Origin of the sequence: Pseudomonas sp. WPR_5_2 (assembly GCF_003634475.1) — a bacterium.
GTDB lineage: Bacteria > Pseudomonadota > Gammaproteobacteria > Pseudomonadales > Pseudomonadaceae > Aquipseudomonas > Aquipseudomonas izuensis.
This window is the reverse complement of record NZ_RBLA01000001.1, coordinates 859030-885404: the sequence shown is the minus strand read 5'-3', so window position 1 is coordinate 885404 and position 26375 is coordinate 859030. Positions and strand designations below refer to the sequence as shown.

24 protein-coding genes are annotated in these 26375 nt (G+C 61.0%); 14 read left to right on the top strand and 10 right to left on the bottom strand.

Annotated features, from left to right (window positions below; genetic code table 11):
• Window positions 1-64: 64 nt before the first annotated feature.
• The 6 genes from BJ917_RS03905 to BJ917_RS03880 form a co-directional block, all read right to left on the bottom strand.
• Window positions 65-1429, bottom strand: coding sequence for a glutamine synthetase family protein (locus tag BJ917_RS03905; RefSeq protein ID WP_096510777.1), 1365 nt, complete (start codon window positions 1427-1429; stop codon window positions 65-67).
• 415 nt (window positions 1430-1844) lie between these two features.
• Window positions 1845-2306 (bottom strand): molybdopterin synthase catalytic subunit MoaE, encoded by a 462-nt coding sequence (gene moaE, locus BJ917_RS03900; RefSeq protein ID WP_121102023.1) that lies wholly within the window; start codon window positions 2304-2306, stop codon window positions 1845-1847.
• A 2-nt stretch (window positions 2307-2308) separates the two neighbouring features.
• Window positions 2309-2560, bottom strand: coding sequence for a MoaD/ThiS family protein (locus BJ917_RS03895; RefSeq protein WP_121102020.1), 252 nt, complete (start codon window positions 2558-2560; stop codon window positions 2309-2311).
• Window positions 2557-3042, bottom strand: coding sequence for a cyclic pyranopterin monophosphate synthase MoaC (gene moaC, locus BJ917_RS03890; RefSeq protein WP_096510782.1), 486 nt, complete (start codon window positions 3040-3042; stop codon window positions 2557-2559). The genes BJ917_RS03895 and moaC overlap by 4 nt, the downstream gene beginning before the upstream one ends.
• A 64-nt stretch (window positions 3043-3106) precedes the next feature.
• On the bottom strand, window positions 3107-3934 hold the full coding sequence (gene fdhD / locus BJ917_RS03885; RefSeq protein WP_121102017.1) for a formate dehydrogenase accessory sulfurtransferase FdhD: 828 nt from the start codon (window positions 3932-3934) through the stop codon (window positions 3107-3109).
• Window positions 3935-4072: 138 nt separating this feature from the next.
• Complete coding sequence (locus BJ917_RS03880) at window positions 4073-4963, bottom strand: LysR family transcriptional regulator (RefSeq protein ID WP_096510785.1); 891 nt, start codon at window positions 4961-4963, stop codon at window positions 4073-4075.
• 382 nt (window positions 4964-5345) lie between these two features.
• Here BJ917_RS03880 and moaB point away from each other — a divergent pair, with 382 nt between their 5' ends.
• Together moaB and glp are read left to right on the top strand one after the other, a co-directional pair.
• Window positions 5346-5885, top strand: coding sequence for a molybdenum cofactor biosynthesis protein B (gene moaB, locus BJ917_RS03875; protein WP_096510787.1), 540 nt, complete (start codon window positions 5346-5348; stop codon window positions 5883-5885).
• Complete coding sequence (glp, locus tag BJ917_RS03870; RefSeq protein WP_121102014.1) at window positions 5882-7087, top strand: gephyrin-like molybdotransferase Glp; 1206 nt, start codon at window positions 5882-5884, stop codon at window positions 7085-7087. Before moaB ends, glp begins: the two co-directional genes overlap by 4 nt.
• 395 nt (window positions 7088-7482) lie before the next feature.
• Here the strand turns inward: glp and BJ917_RS03855 are convergent, their stop codons facing one another.
• Both BJ917_RS03855 and moaA read right to left on the bottom strand, forming a co-directional pair.
• Window positions 7483-8382 carry a bestrophin family protein gene (locus BJ917_RS03855; RefSeq protein ID WP_096510791.1) on the bottom strand — a complete coding sequence of 300 codons (900 nt, stop codon included), beginning with the start codon at window positions 8380-8382 and terminating at the stop codon, window positions 7483-7485.
• Between the two features lie 4 nt (window positions 8383-8386).
• A complete protein-coding gene (gene moaA / locus BJ917_RS03850; protein ID WP_121102011.1) occupies window positions 8387-9385 on the bottom strand; it encodes a GTP 3',8-cyclase MoaA in 999 nt (332 codons plus the stop codon).
• A 435-nt stretch (window positions 9386-9820) separates the two neighbouring features.
• Here moaA and BJ917_RS03845 point away from each other — a divergent pair, with 435 nt between their 5' ends.
• From BJ917_RS03845 to BJ917_RS03830, 4 genes are all read left to right on the top strand, one after another.
• On the top strand, window positions 9821-12145 hold the full coding sequence (locus BJ917_RS03845) for an FdhF/YdeP family oxidoreductase (RefSeq protein ID WP_096510795.1): 2325 nt from the start codon (window positions 9821-9823) through the stop codon (window positions 12143-12145).
• 147 nt (window positions 12146-12292) lie between these two features.
• Window positions 12293-13714 carry a cytochrome ubiquinol oxidase subunit I gene (locus BJ917_RS03840; protein ID WP_121102008.1) on the top strand — a complete coding sequence of 474 codons (1422 nt, stop codon included), beginning with the start codon at window positions 12293-12295 and terminating at the stop codon, window positions 13712-13714.
• A 17-nt stretch (window positions 13715-13731) separates the two neighbouring features.
• Window positions 13732-14748: a cytochrome d ubiquinol oxidase subunit II gene (cydB, locus tag BJ917_RS03835; protein WP_121102005.1), complete on the top strand. Its 1017-nt coding sequence runs from the start codon at window positions 13732-13734 to the stop codon at window positions 14746-14748.
• Window positions 14735-14890 (top strand): DUF2474 domain-containing protein, encoded by a 156-nt coding sequence (locus tag BJ917_RS03830; RefSeq protein ID WP_096510801.1) that lies wholly within the window; start codon window positions 14735-14737, stop codon window positions 14888-14890. Before cydB ends, BJ917_RS03830 begins: the two co-directional genes overlap by 14 nt.
• A gap of 84 nt (window positions 14891-14974) precedes the next feature.
• Here the strand turns inward: BJ917_RS03830 and BJ917_RS03825 are convergent, their stop codons facing one another.
• Window positions 14975-15826: a CAP domain-containing protein gene (locus BJ917_RS03825; protein ID WP_096510803.1), complete on the bottom strand. Its 852-nt coding sequence runs from the start codon at window positions 15824-15826 to the stop codon at window positions 14975-14977.
• Between the two features lie 141 nt (window positions 15827-15967).
• Here BJ917_RS03825 and BJ917_RS03820 point away from each other — a divergent pair, with 141 nt between their 5' ends.
• From BJ917_RS03820 to BJ917_RS03785, 8 genes are all read left to right on the top strand, one after another.
• Complete coding sequence (locus tag BJ917_RS03820; protein WP_096510805.1) at window positions 15968-16588, top strand: cell wall hydrolase; 621 nt, start codon at window positions 15968-15970, stop codon at window positions 16586-16588.
• Between the two features lie 174 nt (window positions 16589-16762).
• Window positions 16763-17698, top strand: a complete 936-nt coding sequence (locus BJ917_RS03815; protein WP_121102002.1) for a GlxA family transcriptional regulator — start codon at window positions 16763-16765, stop codon at window positions 17696-17698.
• A 165-nt stretch (window positions 17699-17863) separates the two neighbouring features.
• Window positions 17864-18838 carry a nitrilase-related carbon-nitrogen hydrolase gene (locus tag BJ917_RS03810; RefSeq protein ID WP_121101999.1) on the top strand — a complete coding sequence of 325 codons (975 nt, stop codon included), beginning with the start codon at window positions 17864-17866 and terminating at the stop codon, window positions 18836-18838.
• Between the two features lie 181 nt (window positions 18839-19019).
• Entirely contained in the window at window positions 19020-19361 is a 342-nt protein-coding gene (locus tag BJ917_RS03805) for a hypothetical protein (RefSeq protein WP_096510811.1), read from the top strand.
• Window positions 19362-19456: 95 nt separating this feature from the next.
• Window positions 19457-20713, top strand: a complete 1257-nt coding sequence (locus BJ917_RS03800; protein ID WP_121101996.1) for a TolC family protein — start codon at window positions 19457-19459, stop codon at window positions 20711-20713.
• Window positions 20710-21933: an efflux RND transporter periplasmic adaptor subunit gene (locus tag BJ917_RS03795; RefSeq protein ID WP_121101993.1), complete on the top strand. Its 1224-nt coding sequence runs from the start codon at window positions 20710-20712 to the stop codon at window positions 21931-21933. Before BJ917_RS03800 ends, BJ917_RS03795 begins: the two co-directional genes overlap by 4 nt.
• On the top strand, window positions 21930-25088 hold the full coding sequence (locus tag BJ917_RS03790; RefSeq protein ID WP_121101990.1) for an efflux RND transporter permease subunit: 3159 nt from the start codon (window positions 21930-21932) through the stop codon (window positions 25086-25088). Before BJ917_RS03795 ends, BJ917_RS03790 begins: the two co-directional genes overlap by 4 nt.
• On the top strand, window positions 25085-25447 hold the full coding sequence (locus BJ917_RS03785; protein ID WP_121101987.1) for a copper-binding protein: 363 nt from the start codon (window positions 25085-25087) through the stop codon (window positions 25445-25447). The genes BJ917_RS03790 and BJ917_RS03785 overlap by 4 nt, the downstream gene beginning before the upstream one ends.
• A 60-nt stretch (window positions 25448-25507) precedes the next feature.
• On the opposite strand, the gene BJ917_RS03780 is transcribed toward BJ917_RS03785, so the two are convergent.
• A complete protein-coding gene (locus BJ917_RS03780) occupies window positions 25508-26023 on the bottom strand; it encodes a DoxX family protein (protein WP_096510819.1) in 516 nt (171 codons plus the stop codon).
• Window positions 26024-26375: the final 352 nt, after the last annotated feature.

Genomic DNA, 26375 nt, shown 5'->3' with positions numbered 1-26375 from the left:
CAGAGACGTACCCTGTGGGAGCAAGCTTTGCTCCCACAGGTTTTGGGGTGGATGACCGGGCGCGTCACGCCTCAGTCAGATACCAACGCCAATCCTGCTCACCCACTTGCGCCATGAACTGCCGGTACTCGGCACGCTTGACCGCCAGATACACCCCAAGAAATTCCTGCCCCAATGCATCCCGCGCCCACCCCGAATTTTCCAGCGCCGTCAGCGACGTCAGCCAGTCGGTCGGCAGCAGTTGGGTGGCTTGTGCATAGCCGTTGCCTTCAACCGGCTCGCCCGGATCGAGGTTTTCGCTGATGCCTCGATGGATGCCGGCCAGAATCGCTGCCGCCGCCAGATAGGGGTTGGCGTCCGCGCCACAAATGCGGTGTTCGATGTGTCGACTGTTGGCCGGACCACCGGGAACCCGCAGGCTGACGGTACGGTTATCGACGCCCCAGGTCGGTGCCAGCGGCGCATAACTGTTGGCCTGGAAACGCCGGTAGGAGTTGGCGTTGGGGCAGAACAGCAGCAACGAATCGAGCAGCGAGGCGAGCATGCCGCCGACGGCTGTGCGCAGCAGCGGTGTGCCCGCCGGGTCTTCGGAGGCGAACAGGTTGCGGCCCTCGGCATCGGCAATGCTGACATGCATGTGCATGCCGGTGCCCGCCAGATGATCGAAGGGTTTGGCCATGAAGGTGGCTTGCATGCCGTGCTTGTGCGCGATGGCTTTCACCAGTCGCTTGTAGCGCACGGCCTGATCCATTGCCTGCAAGGCATCGCCGTGTTCCAGGGTGATTTCCACCTGACCCGGGGCGTACTCGGAAATCGCCGTGCGCGCCGGAATATCGTGGAGTTTGCAGGCCGCATAGAGGTCGGCGAGGAACGGCTCGATCTGCTCCAGTTCGCGCAGGCCATAGACCTGGGTGTGCCTCGGTCGGCCGCCGTCGGCATCCAGCGCCGGTTGCGGGCGGCCGTGGTGATCGCGCTTGGCATCCAGCAAATAAAACTCCAGCTCGCACGCCATCACCGGGTGGTAACCCTCGGCTTTCAGGCGCTCGATCACCTTGATCAGCAGGTGACGCGGGTCGGCGATGCTGGCGGGCATGCCTTCTTGCGGGTGCATGCTGACTTGCACTGCCGCCGTTGGAATCTGCCGCCAGGGCAAGCGCACCAGGCTGCCTTCCAGCGGGTAGGCGCGGCAGTCGATATCGCCGACATCCCACACCAGCCCGGAGTTTTCGACGTCGTCGCCCTGCAACGTCAGGCCGAGGATGGTGCTGGGCAGCGGACGCCCGCTTTCATACACCGCCAACAGTTCTTCGCGGTGCAACAGCTTGCCGCGCGGCACGCCGTTGGCGTCGAGAATGAACAGCTCGATCATGTCGATATCGGGATTGTTCGCCAGAAAGGTTCGGGCGTCTTCAAGGGCTGCGAATTTCATTGTTCGTCACTCACGTTGGCGCCACGCAGGCGCACGGATTCAGGCCAGGGCACAACGACGGGTACAAGCCCGGTGTGTGCTGGCAGCGATAGCGAAAAGAGGGAGGGCTCTACGCGTTGGGGGCGCGATCAGGCGAGCAGGGGGCTATCCGGCGGACGTGCGGAGTGACGCAGTTTTGAGCGGCGCAGGGCCATGGGCAGGTTGACGATGCGTTTCATGAGGCAATGCCGTCCACGGCCAGCAGCGAGGTGGCGTGAATCGAGACATGTTGCTCTGACGGCAATTTGCTCATGCATCTTTTCCAGCAAGGGAAAACGTCGGTGGCCGATGACAGGCCATCCGGGGGTGACTGGATACTAGGGGTGAACGGGACGCCTGTAAACTTCTGTTTCAACGCCGCGATTCTGGAAAAGGGTTATTGCTCCGCCACCCTCCAGCGCTGGACCGCTGATCGGTCGCTGTCACGGGCATCAACCCAATGCGAGCCAGAGACCCCGTCTTCACGCTTCCAGAACGGCGCGTCGGTTTTCAGAAAATCCATGATGAACGCGCAGGCCTCGAAGGCCGCTTGACGGTGCTGACTGCTCACGCCGACGAACACAATGGGATCAGTCACCGACAATTGGCCGATCCGGTGCACGATCACGACCTTCTTCAGCGGCCATCGAGCCATGGCACTGTCGATGATCGTCTGCAGCGAGCGCTCGGTCATGCCCGGGTAGTGCTCCAGGAACAAACCGGCGACCGCTTGGCCGTCGTTGATGTCACGCACGTAGCCGACAAAATTGACCACGGCGCCGATACCCGGGTCGTTCGTGCGCAGGCTGTCGATCAACTGAGCGATGTCGAACGCTTTGTATTGGACGCTAACGCTCATCTTCAGCCCCCGGTGACCGGTGGGAAGAAGGCGATCTCGTCGAAGTCTTCGATCACCTGATCGGTCTGACACAGCTCTTGGTTCAACGCGCACATCAGGTTGCTTTCGCCGAGGACTTCGCGCCACGACTCACCGCGAGCCATCAGTAGTCGGCGCACGTCTTCGATGGTTTTGAGATCGGCGGTCAGGGGCAGTTTTTCACCGCCCAGATCGAGCTGTTCGCGGTAGCGGGCGAAGTAGTTGATCAGGATCATTGGGCATCCTCGTATTTGAAGTGACCCGAGCGGCCACCGTGTTTGCTGAGCAGGCGGACATCGTCGATGACCATGCCACGATCCACTGCCTTGCACATGTCATAAAGGGTCAGCGCGGCGACGCTGACGGCGGTCAGCGCTTCCAGCTCGACGCCGGTCTGGCCCTCGACGCGGCAGGTGCCGACAATTTTCACACTGTCCGGCGCGCAAGCCTTGAGTTCGATGTTGATCGAGCTGAGCAGCAAGGTGTGGCACAGCGGGATCAGTTCACTGGTTTTCTTCGCCGCCATGATCCCGGCGATCCGCGCCACGGCGAACACATCGCCTTTGGGATGGCCATCGCTCTGGATCAGCCTCAAGGTTTCGGGGCGCATTCGCACCCAGGCTTGGGCTTGGGCCTCGCGCTGGGTCGAACGCTTGTCGCTGACATCGACCATGTTGGCGCGGCCCTGGCTGTCGAGGTGGGTCAAGCCATTGGGCAAGGAATCTGAAGGGGGTGTCACGGGTCACTCCTGCGCCGGTCAGCGCGATGATCATTGGTCGGTATCAAGCCGGGCTGTAGAGGCGAGGCGCGTTGCGATGGGGCACGTGGATCAGGTTGAGGCGATGCTTGATCGCCCATTGCACGGTCAGTGCGGTGGGCGCGGACAGGCTGACCAGCGTGCCGAGTTTCGCCCTGACCGCTTTGTGAATCAGTTCCAGGCTGCAGCGACTGGTCACCACCGTGAACCCGCAGCGGCTGTCGATGCCCGCGTGTTGCAGGGCGCCGATCAATTTATCCAGCGCGTTGTGGCGACCGATGTCTTCGCGGCAGATCAGTGCTGAACCCTGGTTATCGAAGTACAGCGCCGCATGCAGCGCACCGCTGCTGCGGGCCATCTGCTGCGCGTGTTCAATTCGCTCGCGGATGCCGATGAAATGTTGTGCCGGGGGCAGGGCCACCGGGTCGAGAATGTCCAGTTTCGGCAAGGCCTGCTCCAGCGCTTCGACGCCGCAGAGTCCGCAACCACTGGTGCCGGCCATTTGCCGGCGGTGGTGCTTCAAGGCCCAGAAGGCGCGGCTGGAAATCTGCACGTCGGCTTGCACCGCCTGGTCAAAATAGCTCAGGCGCAGGTCGTAGATTTCGCTCTGGTCCTGGACGATGGCGTTGCTGACGCTGAAACCGCGAATGAAGTCTTCGAGGTTGCCGGGCGACACCATCATCACCGCCTGGTTTAAACCGTTGTAAGTGATCGCCAGGGCAATCTCCGCTGCCAGCGCCGTCTGGCCCATTGCCGCGCCGCTATCGTATTCGCGAAAGTTCACATTCAACGGTGTTGGGGCGGGGGCGTTGGTGTCACTTCGATCAATGCTTTGTTCAACTTGGCACAACATGTAAAGAACCTCGAAGCGCTGAATTGAGTTCAGGCTACGGGTAACTTCTTAGTGCGTCCAATCGCTTGTTCCGATGCGCCGATTGGTGATGTCTATCGCTCCGTTCAACGTTGTATTTATATTCCGGTTAATTAGCGTTCAGTTCTTCGATGGAAATAACAGTCGCGCTTCGGCGAAACACTTTTCGGCAATCGCCGAGCGTGGTTCGGTCTTGCGCATGACCAGCCCCAAGGGGGCGAGCACACTGGCATCCGGCAGGTCGATGAACGCCAGATGTTCGATGGGCTCTTCCAGCCCGCTGTTCAGCGGCATGATCGCGCAACAAAAACCTTCGTGGATCGCCTGGAGCAATTGGTAAGTCGAGTCGCTTTCCAGGATCGGCTGCGGGTTGAGCCCACGGCTGCGGAAACTGAGGTCAATGGATTTGCGGTAGTGCATGCCGTTGCTGATCATCCCCAACGGCAGTTCGGCAGCGTCTTCCCAGCTCATTTGCGTGCCCTCGAAATGGAAGTGCCGGGTGTCATACAGCAGCCCGACGCGGGTCTCGCCGATCTCGAAAAACTCGAAGTAGTTCGGGTTGACGTGATCGAGGTAGCACACGCCCAAGTCCAGTTGGTTATTGCCCAGGCTTTCGATGATCTGATCGGAACTCAGGGAAGACAGGCTGAACTTGAGCTCCGGAAAGCGCTGGGACAACCCTTTGATGTAGGTGACGGGGTTGAAGCTGCTCAGGGGCACCAGGCCCATGCGCAAGTTACCCACCAGTTGACCACGGCACGCGGCGGCTTCGGCGAACAGCCCGTCGTGTGCGGCCAGCAGGGTTTTGGCCCACGCCAACACACGTTCACCGGCCTGGGTGAATCCTTCGAAGCGCTGGCCACGGGTAACCAGTTCCAGGTCCAGTTCATCCTCCAGATTGCGCAGGCGCATCGACAGGGTCGGCTGGGTGATGTGGCAGCGCGCGGCGGCCTGGCCGAAGTGGCGGGTCTGCTCCAGGGCGATCAGGAACTTGAGTTGTTTGATGTCCATGACGGCACCTGCTGATGGATAAATGGAGAGGTAAGTATTGACGCGGGTGTGCAAGACACAAGGTGTGTAGACGATCTCATTGTTGTAGGCGAGCGTCCAATCACTGGTGTTTACGAGGTTATCGATCAGCTCTATTGCAGAGTCGATTCCCCTGTGGGAGCGAGCCTGCTCGCGAAGAGTGAGTGTCAGTCGAAATGGCCGGTACCTGACACATCGCCTTCGCGAGCAGGCTCGCTCCCACAGGGGTTCAATAGGTATTTTTAGATTTGTTAATTATCGATAGATGCGCTCGATAGTGCAGTTGGTTAGAGTGATTAGACAGTGCTCGTTTCTGCGCTTTAGTCTCTGGAAGTTATTTAATTGATATCGGCCGGAGAGTCCCATGAGCGTTAAACCGGATGCATTGTTTATACCGTTGAATATTGCCGTGCTGACGGTGAGTGATACCCGTGAATATGCCAATGACACTTCCGGGCAACTGCTGGTCAGTCGCCTGCTGGAGGCCGGCCACACCCTCCGCGAGCGCAACCTGCTCAAGGATGACCTGTACAAGATCCGCGCGCAGGTGGCGACCTGGATTGCCGATGACGGCATTCAAGTGGTGCTGATCACCGGCGGCACCGGCTTCACCGGACGCGACAGCACTCCCGAAGCAGTGGCCTGTTTGCTGGATAAACAGATCGATGGTTTTGGCGAGTTGTTCCGGGCGATCTCCATCCTCGACATCGGCACCTCGACTGTGCAAAGCCGGGCCCTGGCCGGATTGGCCAACGGCACGCTGGTCTGCTGCTTGCCCGGATCTACCGGTGCCTGTCGCACCGCGTGGGAAGGCATCCTCGCCGAGCAACTGGACGCCCGCCATCGTCCGTGCAATTTCGTCCCGCACCTGAAACCTGTGCAGGCTTGCGGGCCTAGGGGATGAGCGGCTCGCCGCTGTTGCCGTTGGAAGAAGCCATCAGTCGGTTGTTGGCGATGGCTGAAACGCAGCGGTTTCAAGACAGCGAAACGGTGCCGCTCAGTGTCGCCCGGCAACGGGTGTTGGCCAATGACCTGGTGGCGACCCTGGACCTGCCGCCGTGGCCGAACAGCGCCATGGACGGTTATGCGCTCAATCTTGAGGGGTGGGATGGTCAGCCGCTGCCCGTGTCGCAGCAAGCGTTCGCCGGACAAGTTCCCGAAGCACTGACGCCAGGAACTTGCGCACGAATCTTCACCGGCGCTCCCGTACCCAAGGGGGCCAATGCTGTGGAGATGCAGGAAAACACCAAAGTGCTGGACGACGGGCGCATCCGTTTCAAGCAACCTTTGATCCCTGGCTGCAACATCCGCGCGCAAGGCCAGGAGAACCGCGCCGGTGATGTGTTGCTGCACGCCGGCAAGCGCCTGGGGCCATTCGAGTTGGCGGTCGCGGCGGCGCAGGGCTGCCCCCATGTGCAGGTGGTGCGTCGGCCACGGGTGGCGTTGCTGTCCACTGGCAATGAACTGGTCGAGCCGGGCATTCCGCTCAGGCCCGGCAGCCTCTACAACAGCAATCGCACTTTGTTGAACCACTGGTTGAGTGCCTTGGGGTGCGAGGTCATTGATGCGGGTATTCTTCCTGACGATGCACGGCAGACGCGGCTCAGGCTCGACCAATTGCAGCACGGGACGGACCTGATCCTGACCACCGGTGGGGTGTCCGCCGGTGACGCCGATTGCCTTGGCCAGGTGTTGCGTGAATGCGGTAAACCGCTGCTCTGGAAACTCTCGATCAAACCCGGCAAACCCCTGACCGTCGGCCAGTTCGGCAAGGTGCCGGTGATTGGCCTGCCGGGTAATCCGACCTCGGCGTTGGTCACTTTCGGCCTGTTAGCACGGGTTTACCTGTTGCGGATTCAGGGTGTCGAAGACGTCGAGCCCTTGAGCTTCGCGGTCACCGTCGACTTTGCCTGGCCTAAACCGGGAAGCCGACGGGAATACCTGCGGGCCCGACTGGAGGGAGGACGTGCCGTGCTCTATCCGAACCAGAGCTCAGGCGTGTTGCTGGGGGCATCCTGGGCGGATGGGTTGGTGGAAGTGCTTGAAGGCCGCACGTTGCAGGCCGGCGAAACGGCACGGTTTATCCCGTTCAGCGAATTGTTCTGACACCGCGCAATCGTTGTAGGAGCGAGGCTTGCCCGCGAAGGGGCCGGCACATCCAACATCGATGTTGACCGACCTGACGCCATCGCGGGCAAGCCACGCTCCCACAGGGTTTGTGTCGTCCACAACAATCGCCATCGGCACAAAAAACTGTGGGAGCGGGCTTGCCCGCGAAGGGGCCGGCACATTCAACACTCGTGTCGACTGACCTGACGCCATCGCGGGCAAGCCACGCTCCCACAGGGTTTGTGTCGTCCACAACAATCGCCATCGACACAAAAAACTGTGGGAGCGGGCTTGCCCGCGATGAGGCCAGCCCATTCAACATCAATGTTGACCGACCTGACGCCATCGCGGGTAAACCCGCTCCCACAGGGATTGTGTTGTTCTTGAGAGTGTCAGTTCAGCACGAAATCCACCGGTTCCAGTTGCGGAGGCAGTTCCGTCACCCCCAATGCCTCCAGGACATCGCGCTCGATGTTGCGCACGATAGCGTCGGTGGGCAGGTCGTTTTCGTCGCGGCCGAAGGGGTCTTCGAGTTCATCGGCGATCGCATCGAGACCGAAGAAGGTGTAGCTGACAATCGCGGTGAACACCGGCGTCAGCCAGCCCAGGGGTTCGGCCATGGCGAACGGCAACAGGATGCAGAACAGGTAAATGGTCCGGTGCAGCAACAGGGTGTAAGGGAAGGGTAGCGGGGTATTTTTGATCCGTTCGCAGACTGCCTGGGCATGGGTCAGGCCGGTCAGATGGTTGGCCATGAGCGTGTAGCGCCATTCGCTGATCGTCCCGGACTCGTTGAGTGCCGAGCACTGTTGACCGACCTGCAGCAGCACTTGTCCGCTGATGTCCATTGCGCTGCTTGTGGGTAATGGCTGCAACCAGTCACCGCTGGCAGCCAGTTCGTTTTCCTTGCGCAACCGGGCGTTGAGCGCATGGGCGAACCCGCACAGGTTGCTGAGGATGGCGTGTCGTTCACTCGCGTCCTTGATGATCTGGGTTTCGCGAATCATCGAACGGATCCCGACAATCACATCGCCCCACGCCTTGCGTGCTTCATACCAGCGGTCATAGCAGGCGTTGTTGCGAAAGCTCATGAAGATCGACAACGACAAACCGAGCAAGGTGAACGGCGTGGCGCTGACCTTGGAAAAGTAGCTTGGGTGCAAGGTTTCGATGAACACGATGGCCGAAGCGAGCAAGGTCACCATCAGGCTGCGCCTGGCAATACGTTTGGCAATCGAGCCCTTGAGCGAAGTCAGCACGCCGATCAGGTTGGGTTTGGGTCTGACGATCATGGTTTCAGCCGCCTGTCATGTTCATGAAGCGAACGACCTGGACATCGTCGTTCACTTGAAAATTATGTCGATAAGGCTTGAGTTTCATCGCCTCGATAATGGCTTGTTCCAGGCGTTCGGGCTGACCGGGATGGCTGCGCAAAACCGCCTTCAGATCGACGGAGTGTTCGTTGCCCAGGCACAGCAGCAGACGACCTTCCACGGTCAGCCGCACCCGATTGCAGGTGCCGCAAAAGTTGTGACTGTGGGGTGAAATGAACCCCAGGCGTATCTGCGGCGACTCGGCCAGCCGCCAGTAGCGCGAAGGACCCTGGGTCGACTCGGCGGAATCAATCAAAGTGTAGCGTTCGGCAATTCGCTCACGGACCTGGGCGCTGGAATAAAACGACTCTGCGCGGCTGTGTTCATGGATGGTGCCCAAGGGCATTTCTTCGATGAAGGAGATGTCGAGGTTACGGTCGATGGCGAAGCTCACCAGGTCGTTGATCTCGTGATCGTTGCGGCCCTTCATCACCACGCAGTTGAGCTTGGTGTTGCGAAAGCCGGCCTGGTTGGCAGCGTCGATGCCCTTGATCACCTGTGCCAGATCGCCGGTGCGGGTCAGTTCGCGAAAGCGTTGCGGGTCCAGGCAGTCGAGGCTGATGTTCAGACGCTTGACTCCGGCATCGAACAGGGGCTGCGCAAGCCTGGCCAGCTGCGAGCCGTTGGTGGTCATGCACAATTCGCGCAGGCCGGGCAGGGCGGCGATCTTCTCGCACAGTTGCACCACGCCCGGACGGATCAGTGGTTCGCCCCCGGTCAGGCGAATCTTGCGGGTGCCCAGGGCGACGAAGCTTTGCGCCACTTGGTAGATCTCTTCCAGGGTCAGCACCCGTTGGCGTGGCAGGAACTGCATGTCTTCGGCCATGCAATACACGCAACGGAAATCGCAGCGATCGGTGACCGACATCCGCAGGTAGTCCACGCGCCTGGCGAACCCATCGATCAAGACTTGTTCCGACATGACAACCTCGCTTAAGCCTGTGTGGTCCTTTGCAGGAGCGAGCTCTGCTCGCGATGGTCGTTAACGATGACGCGTGCTTACCGGGTACACGCGGCGTTCTTGAGTCCATCGCGAGCAGGGCTCGCTCCTAGAGGAATTTCATTGATTATGGGTTTGTTGAACGCAGGCTAAGTGCAACTTGTGAGGTCGTCCAATCACTATTAATAACCGATTGATCGAGTGCATCTATGATGGATTTAGTTGCTGCGTAAAAAGCTGTTTAAGTTTCATAACTATTTGAATAATAACGATAAAAAACAATGATAAATATCCTCGATCACATGGTCATAAATAGCGATTAGACAGAATTTAGCCGCCATTCATATGCTTTCTCCGTCAACCGATCAATGACCTGAATCGGGTCCAAGCCTGTGTGCATCGTCACGGAGAAGCAGCATGTCTCAAGTCGACCGTTATAAACCCTACAAAGGTGCCGCCGCTGGTTGGGGCGCGCTGATCGCCGTTACCAGGAACTGGTTGGGCAGTGAAAACGCCCTGAAGAACATCCGTGCAATGCTCAAGACCAACCAGAACGGCGGCTTCGACTGCCCGGGCTGCGCCTGGGGCGAGTCGCCGGAAAACGGTATGGTCAAGTTCTGTGAAAACGGCGCCAAGGCCGTCAACTGGGAAGCCACCGGCCGCCTGGTCAACCCGGCCTTCTTCAACAAATACAGCGTCGCAACGCTGTCGGAACAAAGTGATTACTGGCTGGAGTATCAGGGCCGGCTGACCCATCCCATGCGCTATGACGCCACCACTGACCGTTACGTGGAAACCACCTGGGATGAAGCCTTCGCGTTGATCGCCAGGCATCTCAATGCGCTGGAGTCGCCTGATCAGGCCGAGTTCTACACCTCGGGCCGGGCCAGCAATGAAGCCGCGTTTCTCTACCAATTGTTCGTCCGCGCCTATGGCACCAACAATTTTCCTGACTGCTCCAACATGTGCCACGAAGCCAGCGCCGTCGCGATGATCGAAAGCCTGGGCGTGGGCAAAGGCACGGTGGTGTTCGATGATCTGGAGCATGCCGACGCGATTTTCGTCATCGGGCAGAACCCCGGCACCAACCACCCACGGATGCTCGAACCGCTGCGCGAAGCGGTCAAGCGCGGGGCGCAGGTGATTTGCATCAACCCGCTCAAGGAGCGCGGGCTGGAGCGTTTCCAGCATCCGCAGCACCCTATCGAGATGCTGCTCAACGGCTCCGAGCCCACCAACACCGCCTACTTCCGTCCGGCCCTGGGTGGCGACATGGCGATCATGCGCGGCATGGCCAAGTTCCTTCTGCAGTGGGAGCGCGAAGCCCAGGCCACCGGTGGCGAGCCGGTGTTCGACCATGAATTCATCGCCGAACACACCTCGGGAATGGATGCCTACCTGGCGCAAGTCGATGCCACCGCCTGGGAGCATATCGAGCAGCAGTCCGGCATGACCCTGGCCGACATCGAACTGGCCGCGCGCATGTACGCCCGGGCCAAGCGCGTCATCATGTGTTGGGCGATGGGCCTGACCCAGCACACACACTCGGTGCCGACGTTGCAGGAAGTCATCAACCTGATGCTGCTGCGCGGCAATGTCGGTCGTCCCGGTGCGGGCCTGTCACCGGTGCGTGGTCACAGTAACGTGCAAGGCGACCGGACCATGGGCATCAACGAACTGGCGCCCACCGAGTTGCTCGATGCCCTGGAAAAACGCTTTTCCTTCAAGCCGCCACGGGAGCATGGCCACAACACGGTGATGGCGATTTCGGCGATGGAGCAGGGGCGTGCGAAGGTGTTCATTGGTCTGGGTGGCAACTTCGCCCAGGCCACCCCTGACACCCCGCGCACCCATGCTGCATTGCGCAACTGCGAGCTGACCGTGCACATCGCCACCAAGCTCAATCGCAGCCACCTGGTGACCGGCCGTGAAGCGCTGATCCTGCCGTGCCTGGGCCGTACCGACATCGACATGCAGGCCGAAGGTCCGCAGGGCGTCACCGTGGAAGACACCTTCAGCATGATCCATATCTCCCACGGTCAGCTCAAACCCAAATCGAAGCACTTGCGCTCCGAACCGGCGATCATCGCCGGCATTGCTGCCGCGACCCTGGGTAATCACCCGATCGACTGGAACTGGGCCATCGGCGACTACGGTCGCATCCGAAACCTGATTGCCGACACCATTCCCGGCTTCGAAGACTTCAACCGCAAGTTGCTGCATCCGGGCGGTTTCCACATGGGTAACAATGCGGCGGACCGCATCTGGAAAACCGCGAGCGGCAAGGCGCAATTCACCCCGAGTGTGTTGCCCGAGCACCTGATCAGCGAAGGCGTGCGCAACCTGGCGGTCAAGCCCCATCTGATCTTGCAGACCATGCGTTCCCACGATCAGTACAACACCACGCTGTACGGTCTGGACGATCGTTATCGCGGGGTCTACGGCATGCGCGATGTGGTGTTCGCCAACGAGCAGGACATCCGCCGGCTCGGTTTCGAACCGGGGCAAAAAGTTGATCTGGTGGCGCTGTGGGACGATGACCGCGAGCGCAGGGTCAGCGGTTTCACCCTGATCGCCTACGACATTCCGGCCGGGCAGGCCGCCGCGTACTACCCGGAGACCAACCCGCTGGTGCCGCTGGAAAGTTACGGTGATCGCACCTACACACCGACCTCCAAGTTCGTCGCCATCCGGCTGGAGCAGGCGAAAGTCAGCGGCCTGATTTCCACTACCGCGGCGTAGTGCCGTAGCAATCTTTGTGGGAGCGAGCCTGCTCCGGGCGGCGTTCCGACGAGGAGGCCGGCACCTTCAACATCCATGGTGCCTGACACCCTGCCATCGCGAGCAGGCTCGCTCCCACAGTTTTAAAGCCTCAATGAGGATTTCGACATGTTTAACCTGCAGGCACTGGACCTGGCGCGGATGCAATTCGCGTTCACGGTTTCGTTCCACATTATCTTTCCCGCCATCACCATCGGCCTGGCCAGTTTCCTGGCGGTGCTTGAAGGACTCTGGCTGAAAACCCGCAACGACACCTACCGTGATCTCTACCATTTCTGGTCGAAAATCTTTGCCGTCAACTTTGGCATGGGCGTGGTTTCGGGGCTGGTCATGGCCTACGAATTCGGCACCAACTGGAGCCGTTTTTCCGACTTTGCCGGCAGCATCACCGGACCGCTGCTGACCTATGAAGTGCTGACCGCGTTCTTCCTCGAAGCCGGGTTCCTCGGCGTCATGCTGTTTGGCTGGAACCGGGTAGGGCGCGGCTTGCACTTTTTCTCGACGGTCATGGTCGCCATCGGCACCTTGATCTCGACCTTCTGGATTCTGGCTTCCAACAGCTGGATGCAAACGCCCCAGGGCTTCGAGATCGTCGATGGCCGCGTCATGCCGCTGGATTGGCTGGCGATCGTGTTCAACCCGTCGTTCCCGTACCGCCTGGCACACATGGCGATTGCCGCGTTCGTGGCCACCGCGTTTTTTGTCGGCTCTTCAGCGGCCTGGCATCTGCTGCGCGGCAACGACACCCGGCAAGTGCGCAAGATGCTGTCGATGGCGTTGTGGATGGCCTTGATCGTCTGCCCGATCCAGGCGGTGGTCGGTGACGCCCATGGCTTGAACACCCTGGAGCATCAGCCGGCGAAAATCGCCGCCATCGAAGGGCACTGGAAAAACCACGGCAACGAAGCGACGCCGCTGGTGCTGTTCGGCATTCCCGACATGCAGGCCGAGAAAACCAAATATGCCATCGAGATTCCGTACCTGGGCAGTCTGATCCTGACCCACAGCCTCGACAAACAAATCCCGGCGCTCAAAAGCTTCCCGAAAGAGGACCGGCCCAACGCGACCATCATCTTCTGGAGCTTCCGGGTCATGGCGGGGCTGGGCATGTTGATGGTGCTGGCCGGCGTGCTGGGCCTGGCCTTGCGTCGCAGCGGCGCGATCTACCGTAACCGCTGGTTCTTGCGCCTGATGCTGTGGATGGGGCCCAGCGGCCTGGTCGCCATGCTGGCCGGCTGGATCACGACCGAAGTGGGGCGTCAGCCGTGGGTGGTGTATGGCCTGCAACGCACCGTGAATGCCGCGTCCAACCACAGCGTCACGCAACTGAGCATCTCGTTGGCACTGTTCGTGGTGATCTATTTCTCGGTGTTCACGGTGGGCATCGGCTACATGATGAAACTGGTCGCTAAAGGCCCGAAACCCCATCACGAGCATTCGCCGGCGGTTCATTCCGATCAGGTGATTACGCCGCGCCGGCCCCTGTCGGCGGACGCCGAAATCCTCAAAGCCGACGCCAGCGTCAATTGAACAAGGGGAGTTGAGACATGGGTATTCAAGGTATCGATTTATCGCTGATCTGGGGCGTGATCATCGCCTTCGGCGTGATGATGTACGTGATCATGGACGGCTTCGATCTGGGGCTGGGCATCCTGTTTCCATTGATTCCGGATGCCAGGGAGCGGGATGTGATGATGAACACCGTCGCACCGGTCTGGGACGGCAACGAGACCTGGCTGGTGCTGGGTGGCGCGGCGCTGTATGGCGCGTTTCCGCTGGCTTATTCGGTGATTCTCGAAGCGTTGTACCTGCCACTGATCCTGATGTTGTGCGGCCTGATTTTCCGTGGTGTGGCCTTCGAGTTTCGCTTCAAGGCCAGCCCGGAAAAACGCCATATCTGGGACATGGCGTTCATCGGCGGCTCGCTGCTGGCGACGTTCTCCCAGGGGGTGGTGATCGGCACCTACATTGCCGGCATCCCGGTGATCGACCGGCAGTTCGCCGGTGGTTCGCTGGACTGGCTGGCGCCGTTTCCATTGTTCTGCGGTGTCGGGCTGATCGTCGCTTACGCGCTGTTGGGCAGTACCTGGTTGCTGGTCAAGACCGAAGGCATGCTGGAATCGCGGATGCGCCTGTTCACGCGGCCCCTGGCCTGGCTGTTGCTGGCGGTGATCGGCGTGATCTGCGTCTGGACACCCATCCTGCACCCGGACATCGCCACGCGCTGGTTCGGCCATGCGCACCTGGCGGTGTTCGGCACATTGGCGCTACTGGCCTTGCTGGCGCTGTTCGGGTTGCTCAAGACCCTGCGCCAACGCCACACCCATTGGCCGTTCGCCTTCACCTTGATGCTGGTGTTTCTGGGCTACATCGGCCTGGCCTTCAGCCTCTGGCCAAACATCGTGCCGCCGTCCATCAGCCTGTGGGCCGCGGCATCACCGGCCACCAGCCAGTTGTTCATCCTGATCGGCGCACTGTTCATCCTGCCGATCATCCTGATGTACACGGTCTGGAGCTACTACGTATTCCGCGGCAAAGTGAGGATTGGCGATGGCTACCATTGATACGCGGCAACCGGCATCCACGCGTTGGTATAAGCGGCTGGGTTGGCTGGTCGTGATCTGGTTGGGCAGTGTGGTTGCGTTGGGTGTGGTGGCGGGGGCGTTGCGAATGTTGATGCATGCGGCGGGGATGAGCAGTCACTGACAGTCACCCGGAAATACCAGGCTTGGCGAAAAACTGTGGCGAGGGAGCTTGCTCCCTCGCCACAGGGATAGTGTCATCTTGTGGTTATTGCGCCCCGAACATCACCGTCCAGTAAATCCCCGCATCGCTCTTCGGATCAACCGCATACGCCGCGCCCATATCGCGGAACTGCGGGTTCATCAGGTTGGCACAGTGACCGGGGCTGGTCAGCCAGCCATCGACCACCTTGCGCACGCTGTCCTGCCCGGCGGCGATGATTTCGCCTATCTGCTGGAAGTCGTAGCCGGCCAGTTCCGCCCGGTCACCCGGCGTGCGGCCGTCGCGGTCCTTGTGATCGAAGTAGTTGTTGTTGGCCATGCTGCGCGATTGGGTTTCGGCCGCGGTCGCCAGGGTGGCATTCCAGGTCAGTGGCGTGGTGGCGGCGAAGGATTGTGCGCCGCATTGGCGTGGTCGGCTGCGGGCGACGTTGAGTTCGATCAGCAGCTTCTGCCCTTCAGTCTGCCAATCGCCCAGGCGTGCACTCAACAGGGGGCGGGCGACGACGATGCGCCATTCGCGGTCTTGGCGGCTGACGCCGATGTCGACGAATTGCGGGTCCAGTACGATCTGGCAAAAGCTTTCCTGGATCGCCTTCATCGCCGACGGCGCATCACGGGGGCCGGACAGGCTGATCGCCTGCACGTTTTTCATCGGGTAACCGGCGGTGGCCATGGCCTGTTGCAGATTGCCGATGCTGGGGGCCGTCAGCGCCAGTCGCGGATCGGCGGCCAGTGGTGGCAGTTCCGATGAGACCTGACCGCCACACCGCTGCAACTGGCTGCGGTAGAGGTTGATCGATTCGATCAGTTGCGATTCGTCGCTTGCCACGGCGTTGGCAGCGAACAGCAAACCGAGTGATAAACCGGCAAAGCGCATGGCGGACGGTGTGAAGCGCATGGAGATCCCCTTTGGCTGACTGCGCCCATGATGCTCGAAGTTGTTCCTGTTAAGGCAGCGGATTTTCCAGAATTTCGGGACGCGTGTGCAATCATTTCACTACTACACTAAAGCGATCACTCCACCTGAGTCATTCCGACCATGCGCCTCGACTGGATAGCTGTCTGTCTTGCATTGACAATGCTAGCCGCTCCGACCTTCGCTGCGGATCAGGAGCAAAAACAAAAAGTGGCCGAAGACAAGGCCCAGGTGCTGGAGAAAAAGGCGGCGGAAGATAGCAGCCCCGCACCGGCGCCCAAATCCGAAGCCATTACCCAGTCCGAAGTCCAGGCCGTCGACCCCGCGGGCACCGCGCCGATGGACGACGCCATCACTTGCCTGGCCCGTTCGATCTATTGGGAGGCCAAGGGCAAGGATTCTGCCGACATGGAGGCGGTGGCCAATGTGGTGATGAACCGCCTCGGCCACGAGGGATTCCCGGATACCGTGTGCCGTGTGGTCAAGCAGGGCTCGGAAACCAAGAGTTGCCAGTTTTCCTGGTGGTGTGACGGCAAATCCGACTCGGTGCAGGAGGAGGTGCCTTATGCAATGGCCAAGGAAATCGCGCGCAAGGCGCTGAACAAGCAACTGCCGGATCGCACCGGGGGGGCGCTGTATTTCCATGACCGCACGGTGAAGCCGGAGTGGGCCAAGGAGTACGTCAAAACCGCGGAAATCGGTTTGTTCAAGTTTTACAAACCCCAGGGCGGGGATGCCAAGTAGCTGGAACTTCGCATCGGTGTCAAACGCAGAATGTGTGAACGACACCAGCCCACTGTGGGAGCTGGCATGCCAGCGATGACGATTTGGCAGTCAACGTTGAACGCTATGACCTGACGCCACACCTGACCTAATATTTGGTTATGCCATTTTTACGGTCATTTCAGGTCAGTCTCCATGCACCCCATCGGCCTCATCGTTTACCCCGGTTTCCAGGTCCTCGGCCTGGCCATGTGCGCCACCTTCGAGCTGGCCAATAGCGCCGCCGACGAGCCGGTGTACAGTCTCCAGCTGCTCTCCGAAACCGGAGGCCTGGTGGCGACCTCCGCCGGATTCGCCGTAGAAACCACGGCATTCGATCAGCGTCCCTTCGACACGCTGTTGGTGATGGGCGATAACGTCATCCGCCCGGTATCCGCGGGTCTGGTGGCGTTTTTGCGTCGAGCCGGCCAGCGCACACGACGCCTGGGCTCGATCTGCACCGGCGCCATCGCCCTGGCCGAGGCGGGATTGCTCGATGGCCGAAGGGCGACCACTCACTGGTGCCATGCCGCTTCGCTGCAACGGACCTACCCGAAGGTCAAGGTCGAAGAGGACCGCATCTTCATCAACGATGGCCACATTTGGACCGCCGCCGGCATGAGTGCCTGCGTCGATCTGGCGCTGGCCCTGGTGGAAATGGATCTGGGCGCCGACGTCGCGCGGCGGGTAGCCCGGCAACTGGTGGTGTACCACCGCCGGGCCGGCGGGCAGTCGCAGTTTTCGGTGATGCTGGAGCTGCAACCCAAGACCGACCGCGTCCAGGCCGCGTTGACCTATGCCAGGCAAAATCTCAAGTCCGCGCTGTCGGTGGAGGAGTTGGCCAATGCCGCCAATCTCAGCCCTCGCCAATTCAGCCGGGTGTTTCATGCCGAAACCGGTCAATCGCCGGCCAAGGCCATCGAACGCCTGCGGGTGGAGTCTGCCCGGCTGATGATGGAAATCGGCCGGCATTCCATAGACGTAGTGGCGACGGACAGCGGTTTTGGTGATCGCGAACGCATGCGCCGGGCGTTTATCCGGGCGTTTGGCCAACCTCCGCAAGTGATTCAGCGCGCCAATCGAGACGGATAACACGATCTGTAGGAGCAAAGCTTGCTCGCGATGGCGGCATTGAAGACGCTATCGCCGGTAAGTCATGCAATGTCCTAAAAGGTGGTATATACGACATTTGAGCCTAAATATTATTGTCGTAATCTTGATCTCGCCAAAGCCCACTCCTTGAATGAGATCACCATCATGACCCTCGTAAAAGCCGCCGCCGTCCAGATCAGCCCCGTGCTCTATAGCCGTGAAGGCACCGTGAATAAAGTCGTGGGGAAGATCCTCGAACTCGGGGAACAGGGCGTGCAGTTCGCCGTGTTCCCGGAAACTATCGTCCCGTACTACCCGTATTTCTCCTTCGTCCAGGCACCGTTCCAAATGGCGGCGGAGCATCTCAAGCTGCTGGACCAGGCCGTCACCGTGCCGTCGGCCGCCACGGACGCCATCGGTGCCGCCGCCCGGGAGGCCGGCATGGTGGTGTCCATCGGCGTCAATGAACGCGACGGCGGCACGCTGTACAACACGCAGTTGCTGTTCGACGCCGATGGCACCCTGATTCAGCGTCGCCGCAAGATCACCCCGACCTATCACGAGCGCATGATCTGGGGCATGGGCGATGGCTCGGGCCTGCGCGCCGTCGACAGTGCGGTAGGGCGCATCGGTCAGCTGGCGTGCTGGGAGCATTACAACCCGCTGGCCCGTTACGCCTTGATGGCCGATGGCGAACAGATCCACGCCGCGATGTACCCCGGTTCGTTCGCCGGCCCGCTGTTCGCCTCGCAAATGGAAGTCAATATCCGCCAGCATGCGCTGGAAGCGGCCTGCTTCGTGGTCAACTCCACCGCCTGGCTCAACCCTGAACAACAGGCGCAGATCATGGCCGACACCGGTTGCCCGATCGGCCCGATTTCCGGCGGCTGCTACACCGCGATCATCGGCCCCGACGGCGTGGTGCTGGGCGTGTTGACCGAAGGCGAGGGCGAGGTGATCGTCGACCTCGACATGGGCCTGATCGACAAGCGCAAACGCATGATGGATTCGCGGGGCCACTACAGCCGCCCGGAACTGCTGAGCCTGCTGATCGACCGTACACCACATTCGCAGGTGCACGAGCGCAGCGCGCATTCGAAGCTGGGTGAAGTGGCGTTTGTGGAAGAAGTCAGGGCGTAATGCCGTTCGCTTAATGAAGTCTTCAGCCGAGCAGTAAACCTGTGGCGAGGGAGCCCGCTCCCGTTTGAGTGCGTAGCACTCACAAGATCGCTCGCCACAGGTACCGGTAAGACGCAAGAGCCGATCCGCGTTGCATAATTGCAATTGTAGGAAACATTACCCGCAGCTAGACTCCTGCTCCATGAAACGTTATCTGCGGTTTTGCCTTGTCTTCCTGATCAGCCTCGCGCTTCCCTTCAGCGCGATGGCGGGCGTTCAGGCACCCGCAGATCCTTGCCCGATGAAAACCATGGGCATGTCGATGATGGGCGATATGGGCATGGACTGCTGCCAGGACATGAGCACGGCGCCAGACCACGGCAAGCCCTGCAAACCCGGTCAGGAATGCAAGACCGGCGGCATGTTGCAGGTCTCCATCGTCAAACCTCCCGTCACCCTGTTCAGTCCTGTCGTCAGCGCATTGTTCGTCGACGTGCTGCCCGTCCCGACCCCGTCCGGGGTATGGCGACCCCCCCGCGCCTGATTCCTGTTCCACGTTGAGCTCCGTTGCGCCTGCGCGCAATGGCGTTGCTGTGCGCTTTGAAAAGCGTGCAGTGGATCATTACAGGAATTTTTTCCATGAACTCCACGTGCTTTCGCACGGGGTGGCCGCTGACGGCTGCCCTGGTGGCAAGCGTACTGGCCTTGCCGTGCGTTGCTGCCCCATTGACCCTTGATGAAGCCTTGCGCCTGGCGGATGACAATGCACCGTCGTTGATTGCCCAGGCGAACAAACTCCAGGCGGCCAGGAGCGCCGCGATCCCGGCGGGTGAGTTGCCCGACCCCAAGCTCTTGTTGGGTGTGCAGAACTTTCCGGTGGGCGGTCCCGATCGCGGGACCCTCGATCACGATTTCATGACCATGCAGATGGTCGGCGTCATGCAGGAAATGCCCAACGGCGACAAACGCCAGGCGCGAAGCGCCGTGGCCGACGCCGCCGTCGAGGTGGCCGCCGCGCAAGGTCGTATCGAGCGCTTGAATGTGCGGCAATCCACGGCGCTGGCCTGGATTGCCAGCTATGCGGTGGCACTCAAGCAGGCGCTGTTCCAGGAGTTTTACCGCGAGAACAGATTGCTGGCCGAGACCGTTCGCGCACAGATCGCCAGCGGTCGCGCCCAGCCAGCCGATGCGGTCACGCCGAAGCAGGAAGCGGCGCAACTGGACGAGCAGCAGGATCAATTGATCCAGCAACGCGCCCAGGCCCGTGCGGCACTCAAGCGCTGGATCGGCCCGGCCGCCAATGAGCAACCCGACGGTAACTGGCCGCAATGGCCCATCGACAGGCCGGGTTACCTCCATTCGCTCGCGCATCATCCGCAGCTGGCGGCGATTGCACCCATGACCCGTGAAGCCCAGGCCAGAGTCCGTGAAGCCGAGGCCGATAAAAAATCCGACTGGAGTTGGGAGCTCGATTACCAGAAGCGCGGGCGTGAATTTGGCGACATGGTCAGCGTGCAGTTCACCTTCGACCTGCCATTGTTCCCCGAGACCCGGCAAAACCCGAAGATCGCCGCCAGGCGTGCCGAGCTGAATCAACTGGAGGCCGAACGCGACGCGCTGGTGCGTGAACACACCGAGCAACTGGAAGCGCAATTGGCCGACTACCAGCGCCTGGACCGTGCGGCGCGCCGCACACAGGAGAGTCTCTTGCCGCTCGCCAGGGAAAAAACCGAGTTGACCCTGGCGAGTTACCGCGCGGGCAAAAGTGATTTGTCGGCAGTCGTCGCCGCCAGGCGCGAATGGATCGAAGTGCGCTTGAAACAGATCGATATCGACGAACAGAAAGCGTTGACCAGCGCCCGGCTGTATTTCGCTTACGGGGAGGCTGGCCAATGAACGTTGTTCAACGTGTGTTATCAGTCGCTTGCCTGATCGGGCTGGGCGGTCTGGGGGGCTATTGGCTGGCTCGCGGCCCGCAACCCGTCGATCAAGGCAGTCAGCCAAAGGATGAGCCCAAGGTCCTGTACTGGTACGACCCGATGGTCCCGCAGCAGAAGTTCGACAAACCCGGCAAGTCGCCTTTCATGGAGATGGAACTGGTGCCGCGCTATGCCGACGGGGCGGCAGAACCCGCTACGGTTCAGATCGATCCGGGTATGACGCAGAACATCGGCCTGAGGCTGGCCACGGTCACGCGCGGCCCCTGGGTATCGAGCCTCGACGCAGCGGGCGTGCTGGCTTTCAACGAACGGGATGTTGCGCAGATCCAGGCGCGTACGGCCGGTTTCGTCGAGCGGGTCTATGCTCGCGCACCGGATGATGTGCTGAAGGCCGGTGCACCCCTGGCGGATATTCTGGTGCCCGAATGGGCGGCGGCCCAGGAAGAGTTTCTGGCCCTCAAACGCATGGGCGACGCCGGATTGCTGGCAGCGGCGCGCCAACGCCTGCGATTGACGGGGATGCCCCGGGACTTGATCGCCCAGGTTGAACGCAGCGGCAAGGTGCAGCTCACACAGACCCTCACCACACCGATTGCCGGCGCCTTGCAAACCTTGAATGTGCGGGCGGGCATGACCCTGGCCGCCGGTGAGACCCTGGCCCGGATCAATGGGCTGGCCACTGTCTGGCTGGTGGTGGCGGTGCCGGAAGCGGTCGCCGGGTCGATCCGGCTCGGGCAAACCGTCGAGGCCAGGCTGGCGACGGTGCCTGACGCCGTTCTGCAAGGCACGATCAGTGCGATCCTGCCACAGACCAATGCCGACAGCCGAACGCTCAGTGTGCGGGTTGAACTGCCCAATCCCGATGGACGCCTGCGTCCCGGTCTCACGGCACAGGTGCGGCTGAACAGCGGTGCGGGACAAAACGTACTGCAGGTGCCGAGTGAAGCCTTGATCCGCACCGGCAAGCGCGTGCTGGTGATGCTGGCCGAAGGAGGCGGGCGTTACCGTCCGGTCGAGGTGCAGGCCGGGGTGGAAAACGCCGGGCAGACCGTAGTCCTCAAGGGGTTGCAGGAGGGGCAGCAAGTGGTCACGTCGGGGCAGTTTCTGCTCGACTCCGAAGCCAGTCTCAAAGGCATCGTGGCCCAGCCCGCGGAAACCGCCGGAGGCCAGCCATGATTGCCGCATTGATTCGCTGGTCTGTGGGCAATCGCTTTCTGGTGCTGCCGGCGACGCTGTTCGTCACGGCCTGGGGGATCTGGTCGGTCCAGGGGACGCCGGTCGATGCGCTACCGGATCTGTCCGATGTGCAGGTGATCATCCGCACGCCTTATGCCGGCCAGGCACCGCAGATTGTCGAAAACCAGGTGACCTACCCCTTGGCGACCACCCTGTTGTCGGTGCCCGGCGCGAAAACCGTGCGTGGCTACTCGTTCTTCGGTGACAGCTTTGTGTACGTCCTGTTCGAGGACGGCACCGATCTGTATTGGGCGCGTTCGCGGGTGCTGGAATACCTGAGTCAGGTTCAAAGTCGCTTGCCGGCCAGCGCCAAACCGGCATTGGGGCCGGATGCCACTGGCGTCGGCTGGATCTTCCAGTACGCACTGGTGGATCGCAGTGGCCAGCATGACCTGGCGCAACTGCGTGCCTTGCAGGACTGGTTCCTCAAGTTCGAGCTCAAGACGCTGCCCAACGTGGCGGAAGTGGCCACCGTCGGGGGCATGGTCAAGCAGTATCAGGTTCAACCGGATCCGCTGAAACTGGCCAGTCTGGGTATCACCCAGGCACAGGTCATTGAGGCGATCGGCAAGGCCAATCAGGAAACCGGTGGCGCGGTGTTGGAAATGGCCGAAACCGAGTTCATCGTGCGGGCTTCCGGCTATTTGAAGACCCTCGATGACTTGCGTGCCATTCCGCTCAAACTGGGCGTCGGCGGCGTGCCCGTCACCCTCGGCGACGTGGCGACGATTCAACAGGGACCGGAGATGCGCCGCGGTCTCGTTGAACTCGACGGCGAAGGTGAGGCCGTGGGCGGTGTGGTGATCCTGCGCAGCGGCAAGAATGCCCGGCAAACCATCGCCGCGGTGAAAGCCCGACTCGATGAACTCAAAAGCAGCCTGCCGGCCGGTGTGGAGATTGTGACTACCTACGACCGCGGCAAATTGATCGATCGTGCGGTGGAAAACCTCAGCCACAAATTGATTGAAGAGTTCATTGTCGTCGCGCTGGTCTGCGGGATTTTCCTCTGGCACCTGCGTTCGGCGCTGGTGGCGATCATCTCGCTGCCGGTCGGGGTCCTGATCGCCTTTATCGTCATGCGTCATCAAGGGATCAACGCCAATATCATGTCCCTGGGCGGAATCGCGATTGCGATCGGTGCGATGGTCGATGCCGCCGTGGTGATGATCGAAAACGCGCACAAGAAAATCGAGGCCTGGCACGCCGCGCATCCCGGGGAAGTGCTCAAAGGTGAAAAACACTGGCAAGTCATGATCGACGCGGCGGTGGAGGTGGGGCCGGCGCTGTTCTTTTGTCTGTTGATCATCACGCTGTCGTTCATTCCGGTGTTTACCCTCGAGGCGCAGGAAGGCCGGTTGTTCGGTCCCCTGGCCTTCACCAAAACCTATGCCATGGCCGCTGCGGCCGGATTGTCGGTGACGCTGGTGCCGGTGCTGATGGGCTACTGGATTCGCGGAAGGATTCCCGATGAACGACAGAACCCGTTGAGCCGCGGGTTGATCCGGCTCTATCAACCGGTGCTGGACGCCGTGTTGCGGTGGCCGAAAATCACCCTGTTGGCAGCACTGCTGGTGTTCGCCAGCGCGTGGTGGCCGATGTCGCGGTTGGGGGGTGAGTTTCTACCACCACTGGACGAAGGCGATTTGCTCTACATGCCCTCGGCATTGCCGGGGTTGTCGGCGCAGAAAGCGGCGCAGTTGCTGCAGCAGACCGATCGCCTGATCAAAACGGTGCCGGAAGTCGAACACGTTTTCGGCAAGGCCGGCCGCGCCGAAACCGCGACCGACCCGGCACCGCTGGAGATGTTCGAAACCACCCTCCAGTTCAAGCCCCGTGAGCAATGGCGCCAGGGCATGACCCCGGAAAAACTTGTGGAAGAGCTGGACCGGGTGGTCCGGATACCGGGGTTGACCAACATCTGGATCCCGCCGATCCGCAACCGCATCGACATGCTCGCCACGGGCATCAAGAGTCCGATCGGGGTGAAGGTGGCCGGGAACGATCTGGCACAGATCGATGCCGTCACCCAGGGCATTGAACACGCGGCCAAAGGTGTAGCCGGTGTCAGCTCGGCGCTGGCCGAGCGCTTGACCGGAGGGCGCTACATTGATGTGGACATCGACCGCCAGGCGGCGGCCCGCTACGGGCTCAACATCGCAGATGTGCAGTCGATCGTGGCCGGTGCCATCGGCGGTGAAAACGTCGGGGAAACCATCGAGGGTCGGGCACGGTTCCCGATCAATGTGCGTTATCCGCGGGAGTGGCGCGATTCCCTCGGCGCTCTGGAGCAGTTGCCGATCTACACACCGCTGGGAAGTCAGATCACGCTCGGCACGGTGGCGAAGGTCAAGGTCACCGAGGGGCCACCGATGCTCAAAAGCGAAAATGCGCGGCCGTCCGGGTGGGTGTACATCGATGTTCGGGGGCGGGACATCGCTTCGGTGGTGGCCGATTTGCGCCGAGTGGTCAGCGAACAGGTCAAGCTGCAGCCCGGCATGAGCCTGAGCTACTCCGGCCAGTTCGAGTTTCTGGAACGGGCCAATGCGCGCCTCAAGCAGGTGGTGCCTGCCACGTTGCTGATCATCTTTGTCCTGCTCTATCTGACATTCGCCCGGTTTGACGAAGCCTTGCTGATCATGGCGACGCTGCCATTGGCCCTCGTCGGTGGCGTGTGGTTCCTCTATTGGCTGGGCTACAACCTGTCGGTCGCCACGGGCGTCGGGTTCATCGCGTTGGCGGGTGTGTCCGCCGAGTTTGGCGTGATCATGCTGCTGTATCTGAAAAACGCCTGGGCCGAGCGAATCGATATGGGTGATAGCACCGAGTACGGCTTGATGGCGGCGATTCGCGAAGGTGCCGTGCAACGTGTCCGCCCCAAAGCCATGACGGTCGCCGTGATCATTGCCGGTCTGTTGCCGATCCTGCTGGGCAGCGGCACCGGCAGCGAAGTCATGAGCCGCATCGCTGCGCCCATGGTCGGCGGCATGATCACCGCGCCGCTGCTCTCGCTGTTTGTCATTCCGGCGGCGTATCGCCTGATGCGCCGTCGCCCGTTATCCCAACCCACCTCATGTCCACAAGGAAACATCCAATGAAACTGACTCGATTCGCGGTAACAGGCACGCTGTTGGCACTGTCATTTTTTGCCCGTGCAGAAGAAATGCCCGGTATGAACATGGGCGCTGACGCCATGGAGGGCACGCCCATGAAACAGCCGGCAGCCTCGACACCCGTGGCCAGTGCCTCGGGAACGATCAAGGCGATCGACAGTGCCCGGCACAAGGTCACCATCGCCCATGGGGCGGTGCCTGCACTGCAATGGCCACCGATGACGATGGGGTTTCAGGCGACGGAGGCGCAATTGGCAACGGTAAAAGTGGGGGATCAAGTGAACTTCAAGTTTCAACAGGAGGGCGCGGCGGCGACGATCGTATCGATTGATGTAGCGAAGTAAACAAAAGGGCGGTGCGAATCGGATTCGCACCGCCCTTGTTCTGTTTTTTCAGGCCGGCATTCAGGCGTGACTGCGACGCCAGAAGAACCGCGCCAGCAGCGCATCGAGACTGAACTTGCCAGGACCCGAGAGCACCAGGGGCACCAAGGCGGCCAGGTAGATCAGCGGCAGCTTGAAGTTGCCGTAACCCTTGTTGGTGATGGAGTACCCCTGGGCCAGTTCGCTCAAGCTCGACCAGTCGGCGGGCCAGTGAACGGCGGCGGTCGCGACAACGGTGACGACGATCAGGCTGATCGCCGAAAACCGCGTGGCCAGCCCCACCAGCAGGGCGAGGGCGCAGATCAATTCCACCCACATCGACAGCTCCCAGTTCAGCGTGGCCGGAAGGTGGTCGAACGGAAACGGAAAGCGGTTCTGGATGTCGGCAAACCAGTTCTCGCCATTGAATTTTTCCAGGCCCGACTCGAAGAATTCCCAGGCCAGGAATACCCGCAGCGTCAACGGCGCGATCCAGCTACCGGCACGGTCAAGGTTCAGGTGCAGGCCTTTGACGGCCGATGAAATCAAAGTGCTCATGGACAGGATCTCCTTCAAGTCAGGGATGTCGGGCAACGGTGGGCCCGCTTAGCGCAAGGATCGGCTTGGCCAATCGACAGGTGAATTTCATCAGGCGGGTGTATCTGCGATGTGTCCCTTGCGCGGGGCTTTGAAGGTTTGTTGTGTCAGGGGCGGGGCTGTACACACTTTGATACGTAACCGCCCCCCAACACACCGCCCACACCCACGGTGATTTGGGGGGGTGTTTGCCTATGATTCTGACCAACCCAGGCCCTGTGGGAGCTGGCTTGCCAGCGAAAGCGGTGTATCAGGTATCGGCGATGTTGGATGTACCGGCCCCATCGCTGGCAAGCCAGCTCCCACAGTGATT